This window comes from Streptomyces sp. NPDC054849 (genome assembly GCF_053610945.1).
The window spans coordinates 1-5,600 of record NZ_JBSGZI010000184.1; the positions used below are offsets into that span (position 1 = coordinate 1).

The following is a 5,600-nucleotide window of genomic DNA, read 5'->3' on the forward strand; positions in this document are numbered from 1 at the left end:
TCGGGGCCCCGCCCCGGACCCCGCGCCTCAAACGCCGGCGAGGCTGCAGTGGGGCGCTGCTCCGGACCCCACGCCCCGATCGCCGGCGCGGCAGCAGTGGGGCGCTGCTCCGGACCCCACGCCCCGATCGCCGGCGCGGCAGCAGTGGAGCGCTGCTCCGGACTCCGCGCCCCGGCCGGAGCCCCGCGGGGCTGGATGTGGTCGGTCGCGGCGCGTTCAGGGAATGGGACGGGGGTCCTGTCCCGGGAGCCGGGAAGATACGGTGAGGGCACCATGAGCGCATCGCAGACCTCCGACGTCCCCACCCTCCTCGTCAAGATCTTCGGCAAGGACCGTCCCGGGATCACCGCCGGGCTGTTCGACACCCTCGCCGCCTACTCCGTCGACGTCGTCGACATCGAGCAGGTCGTCACCCGTGGCCGCATCGTCCTGTGCGCCCTCGTCACGAAGCCCGCCGGCGGAGCCGAGGGCGACCTGCGGGCCACCGTCCACAGCTGGGCCGAGTCACTCAAGATGCAGGCCGAGATCCTCTCCGGCACCGGTGACAACCGGCCGCGCGGCAGCGGCCGCTCCCACGTCACCGTGCTCGGGCACCCGCTCACCGCCGAGTCCACCGCGGCCATCGCCGCCAAGATCACCTCGGTCGGCGGCAACATCGACCGTATCTTCCGGCTGGCCAAGTACCCGGTGACCGCGGTGGAGTTCGCCGTCTCCGGTGTCGAGACCGAGCCCCTGCGCACCGCCCTGGCCACGGCCTCCTCGCACATCGGCGTCGACGTGGCCGTTGTCTCGGCCGGGCTGCACCGCAGGGCCCAGCGTCTGGTCGTCATGGACGTGGACTCGACCCTCATCCAGGACGAGGTGATCGAGCTCTTCGCCGCCCACGCCGGGTGCGAGGCCGAGGTCGCGGGAGTCACCGAGCGGGCCATGCGCGGCGAGCTGGACTTCGAGCAGTCGCTGCACGCCCGGGTGGCGCTGCTGGCGGGCCTGGACGCCTCCGTCGTCGACAAGGTCCGCGCCGAGGTGCAGCTGACCCCCGGCGCCCGGACCCTGATCCGCACGCTCAAGCGGCTCGGCTACCAGGTCGGCGTGGTCTCCGGCGGCTTCACCCAGGTGACCGACGATCTGCGCGAGCGGCTGGGGCTCGACTTCGCCTCCGCCAACACGCTGGAGATCGTCGACGGGAAGCTGACGGGCCGGGTCACCGGCGAGATCGTGGACCGGGCGGGCAAGGCCCGGCTGCTGCGCCGCTTCGCCGCCGAGGCCGGGGTGCCGCTGGCCCAGACGGTGGCCATCGGCGACGGCGCCAACGACCTGGACATGCTGAACGCGGCCGGGCTGGGTGTGGCCTTCAACGCCAAGCCGGTGGTCCGCGAGGCCGCGCACACGGCGGTGAACGTGCCCTTCCTGGACGCGGTGCTGTATCTGCTCGGGATCACCCGCGAGGAGGTCGAGGCCGCCGACCTGGCCTGACCCTCGCTCCCGCACGCGCAGGCGTGGGACAAGAACGGGCCCCGGCGGCCGGGTACGGCTGCCGGGGCCCGTTCGCGCGTCGCGGCGCGCCGGTCAGTGGCCCTTGGGGGTCCAGTAGTCGATCAGTGTGCCCACCCCGTGCTCCACGGACTTCCACGAACCGGTGAAGGAGATGACGGCGAGCGCCGCGGTCGGGAACCCCGTACGGGTCAGGCGCTCCAGGGTGTCGCGCTCCGCGCGCCCGGAGAGGGCGTCGGCGAGAACCTGCATGCCGGGGTTGTGGCCGATGACGAGGAGGTCGGAGACTTCGTCGGAGGTCTCGTTCAGCAGGGCGATGAGTTCGCCCACCGAGGCGTCGTAGAGCCTCTCCTCGTAATGGGTCTTCGGCCGGTGCGGCATCTCCTGGACGGCGAGCTTCCAGGTCTCGCGGGTGCGGGCGGCGGTGGAGCAGAGGGCCAGGTCGAAGGCGATGCCGGTTTCGGCGAGCTTCAGACCGACGGCCGGCGCGTCCTTGCGGCCTCGTTCCGCCAGCGGGCGGTCGTGGTCGGACACATCAGGCCAGTCGGCCTTGGCGTGCCGGAGGAGGGCGATCCTGCGGGGTGTGTCGGCGCTCATGACTCCCAGCTTCGCATGAAACGGGCCATCGGGCGCCGGGGTGTTGGGGGGCTCACCCCGGGGGGTGAGGGGCGCGCGGGAGATCAGCCGACGGCGCGCAGAAGCTCCTCGGCGACGTGGACCAGGGCCGAGCCCTCGCCGGTGGCCGCGTGGGCCTCGGCGGAGCCGGCGAGGAGCAGCATCAGGAGCCCGAAGGCGAGCGCGGGCAGCGCCAGCGCCCACCAGTGCAGGCGGGCGCTCGCGCCGGCGGCGGCGCGGGCCCGGGGGCCGGACGGGAGGGACCTGGTGTGCGTGGGGGCCGACATGGCCGCCTCCGTGGGTGTGTGGACCGGATTGGCTCGCTGCCTGCGAATCTATGGATTCGGTGCGGCGGTTCCCATCCGGGGCACACCCCAGTTCACCCTGAGCCTGACCCCCTAAGGGGTGGTGGGGTTACCCCCACCCTCACGGCGAGGCGATCGTGGCGATGACGGAGATGATCACGGTCACGGCGAGGATCGCGCCGAGGACGAGGCCGAGCTTCTTGCGGCCGTCCTGCGGGTTCGGTTCAAGTACGGGCGACATGCCGGTCAGTCTCGCATGCCGCATTCGTCCTCGATCGTGCGGTCCCGGCCGGCCAGGACGCCCAGCGCGATCTGCGGCACGAGCAGGCCTGCCATCAGGGCGAGCGGCAGGTCCCAGCCCCCGCTGTGCTGGTAGAGCGCGCCGATGACGAGGGGGCCGGGGATGGAGATGAGGTAGCCGGTGCTCTGGGCGAAGGCGGAGAGCTTGACGACGCCGGCCGGGGACTTGGCGCGCAGCCCGATGAGGGTGATGACGAGGGGGAAGGCGCAGTTGGAGACGCCGAGGAGGAGCGCCCAGGCCCAGGCTCCGGCGGCGGGGGCGAACCAGAGCCCCAGGTAGCCGGTGAGGCCGAAGACGCCGAGGGTGGCCGCGATGGCGCCCTGGTTCTTCATCCGGGCGGCCAGACCCGGGATGACGAAGGCGAGCGGGACGCCCATGACCATGGTGACGGCGAGGAGCACTCCGGCGGTGGAGGGGGACACTCCGGCGTCGCGGAAGATCTGCGGGAGCCAGCCCATGGTGATGTACGCGCCCGTGGCCTGGAGGCCGAAGTAGCAGGCCAGGGCCCAGGCGGTGCGGCTGCGGACGACCCGCGGGCCCGCGTCGGCGCGTACGGCGGGACCCGTGCCGGCCTCGGCGGCGGCGGTCGCGGCCCGGGCGGCACGCCGGGAGGTGCGGGCGATGGGCAGCCAGGGCAGTACGGCGACCACGGCGAGGACGGCCCAGACCAGCAGGCCGGTGCGCCAGCTGCCGCCGAGGGCGCCGGTCAGCGGGACGGTCGCGGCGGCGGCGAGCGAGGTTCCGGCGGCCAGGGCCATGGAGTACAGGCCGGTCATGGTGCCGACCCTGTCGGGGAAGTGGCGCTTGACGATCACCGGGAGCAGGACGTTGGTGAGGGCTATGCCGGCCAGGGACAGGGCGCTGGCGGCGAGGAAGCCGGCCGCCCCGGTCGCGAAGGGGCGGATCAGCAGACCGGTGGCGACGGCGGCCATGCCGGCGCAGACGACGGCGGCCGGGCCGAAGCGGCGCGAGAGCCGGGGTGCGGTGACGCCGAAGACGGCGAAGCAGAGGGCGGGGACCGAGGTGATCAGTCCGGCGACGGTGCCGCTCATGCCGAGACCCGTGCGGGTCTCCTCGAAGAGGGCGCCGAGACTGGTGATGGCGGGCCGCAGGTTGAGGGCGGCCAGCACGATACCGACGATGAGCACCGGACCGAGCCAGCTTGGCTGCGCCGTCGCGTGCGGGGTGACGGCAGCGTGGCGGTCGGCGGCCGCCACGGCCTCGGCGGTGGCGGGCCGGGAGGGGTGGCGGCCGCCGGCGGCCTGGTCGAGCGTCTCGATATCTGCGTCGGACATCCAGCCATCATAGAATCATGGGATGATTGGTTGTCCAGTCGCCTTCACCGCTGGAGTCGCGGCCCCAGTCCGTCCCACCCCCAGCCCCAGTCCCGGCCCGGTCGCAGTCGCAGCCGCAGCCGCAGCCGCAGCCGCAGTCGCAGTCGCAGTCGAGAGGAACCCATGCCGCTGACCTCGCCCCGGCGCTCAGCACTCGTCGATCAGGTGATCGCCCAGCTGCGGAACCAGATCACCTCCGGCGAGTGGCCGGTCGGCGCCCGCATCCCTACCGAGCCGGAGCTCGTCGAGCTGCTCGGCGTCGCCCGCAACACCGTGCGCGAGGCCGTGCGGGCGCTGGCGCACAACGGCCTCCTCGACATCCGGCAGGGCTCGGGCACGTACGTCATCGCGACCAGCGAGCTGGCCGGCGTCATGCACCGGCGCTTCGCCGGGGCCGAGCCGCGGCACGTCGCCGAGCTGCGTTCGACACTGGAGTCCTCGGCGGCCCGACTGGCGGCGGAACGGCGGACCGAGCGGGACCTCGTGCAGCTGGACGCCCTGCTGGCGCGCCGGGAGGAGGCCTGGGCGGGCGGGGACGCGGAGGTCTTCGTGGCGGCGGACGTGAGCCTGCACATGGCGGTGGTGACGGCCTCGCACAACGACGTGCTGATCGAGCTGTACGCGGACCTCGGCGAGCTGGTGGCCGACTGGCTGCGGGCGGACGTGGGCACCGAGCTGCAACCCGCCGCCCATCTGGACCACGCACGGCTGATCGAGGCGATCCGCCGGCGGGACGGGGACGCGGCGGCCTCGGAGGCGGCGGGCTACCCGTTCGCCTGCCTCGGCAGGAACGCGGAGGGGGACCCGCTCACGGCCGCTGGTGGCTGACCCACGCCGAGCGGACCTCTTTCCAGCAGCGGCCGGCGAGCTCGACGCGGCCGGCCGGGCCGACGGTCACGGCGGCGCCGTCGCCGTCCACGTCCCACCAGCGGTCGCACTCGACGTGCAGCCGCACCAGGTCGGTCTCCGGGTAGGCGTTGTGACAGTGCGCCGTCACCTGCGAGCCCTCGATCACCGTGTCGCAGTCGGCTCCGAACAGTTCCCGGGCGGTGGGCCACGAGGGCTGGGCGGGGGGTTCGGCGGGGATCTCGGCGAGCTCCACGACGGCCGGGGCCACCGCCTCGGGGCCGGGCGCCGACTCTTCTTCCCCGGGCTGCGCGGCCGCTCCGGGGATCAGGAGTCCGGTCAGAATCACCGAGGTGACCAGTATCGACACCGCTCGGCTCGGTCTCGCTCGCACTCCTACCTCCTCCCCGCAGGAGCCGGGAAGATCCCGACCTCGCCAGTTTGCAGGCATCTGTCATGGTTTTCGACTCGGGAAGATCCGGCCAGACGGTGAACATGCGATCGAGCGTGCGACGCAGGCCCGCCCCCGACCCGGGGCCAGGCCCACCCCCCGACCCGCCTCGGGCCCGGTCCAGGCCCGGTCCAGGCCCGCTCCTGGCCCGCTCCTGGCTCCGCCCCCGACCCACCCCGGCGCGGTCCGACCCGATCCCGGCGCACTCCGGCCCGCGCAAACGGCGGCGGCCGCGCCTCCCGGAAGGAGAGCGCGGC

At 73.6% G+C, this 5,600-nt stretch carries 7 protein-coding genes; 2 read left to right on the plus strand and 5 right to left on the minus strand.

Annotation, left to right across the window (positions count from 1 at the left end; all coding sequences use genetic code 11):
- Nucleotides 1–273 precede the first annotated feature (273 nt).
- Nucleotides 274–1,473: a phosphoserine phosphatase SerB gene (gene serB, locus ACWGIF_RS37665; RefSeq protein WP_453504344.1), complete on the plus strand. Its 1,200-nt coding sequence runs from the start codon at nt 274–276 to the stop codon at nt 1,471–1,473.
- A 93-nt stretch (nt 1,474–1,566) separates the two neighbouring features.
- On the opposite strand, the gene ACWGIF_RS37670 is transcribed toward serB, so the two are convergent.
- From ACWGIF_RS37670 to ACWGIF_RS37685, 4 genes are all read right to left on the minus strand, one after another.
- On the minus strand, nt 1,567–2,088 hold the full coding sequence (locus ACWGIF_RS37670) for a SixA phosphatase family protein (protein ID WP_453504346.1): 522 nt from the start codon (nt 2,086–2,088) through the stop codon (nt 1,567–1,569).
- A gap of 83 nt (nt 2,089–2,171) precedes the next feature.
- Nucleotides 2,172–2,393 carry a hypothetical protein gene (locus ACWGIF_RS37675; protein ID WP_453504347.1) on the minus strand — a complete coding sequence of 74 codons (222 nt, stop codon included), beginning with the start codon at nt 2,391–2,393 and terminating at the stop codon, nt 2,172–2,174.
- 139 nt (nt 2,394–2,532) lie between these two features.
- Nucleotides 2,533–2,652, minus strand: coding sequence for an SGM_5486 family transporter-associated protein (locus ACWGIF_RS37680; protein ID WP_327261826.1), 120 nt, complete (start codon nt 2,650–2,652; stop codon nt 2,533–2,535).
- Nucleotides 2,653–2,657: 5 nt separating this feature from the next.
- A complete protein-coding gene (locus ACWGIF_RS37685; RefSeq protein ID WP_453504349.1) occupies nt 2,658–4,007 on the minus strand; it encodes a CynX/NimT family MFS transporter in 1,350 nt (449 codons plus the stop codon).
- 162 nt (nt 4,008–4,169) lie between these two features.
- On the opposite strand from ACWGIF_RS37685, the gene ACWGIF_RS37690 reads away from it, so the two are divergent.
- Nucleotides 4,170–4,874 (plus strand): FadR/GntR family transcriptional regulator, encoded by a 705-nt coding sequence (locus ACWGIF_RS37690; protein ID WP_453504351.1) that lies wholly within the window; start codon nt 4,170–4,172, stop codon nt 4,872–4,874.
- On the opposite strand, the gene ACWGIF_RS37695 is transcribed toward ACWGIF_RS37690, so the two are convergent.
- A complete protein-coding gene (locus tag ACWGIF_RS37695) occupies nt 4,855–5,286 on the minus strand; it encodes a hypothetical protein (RefSeq protein ID WP_453504353.1) in 432 nt (143 codons plus the stop codon). The genes ACWGIF_RS37690 and ACWGIF_RS37695 overlap by 20 nt on opposite strands.
- Between the last annotated feature and the right edge of the window lie 314 nt (nt 5,287–5,600).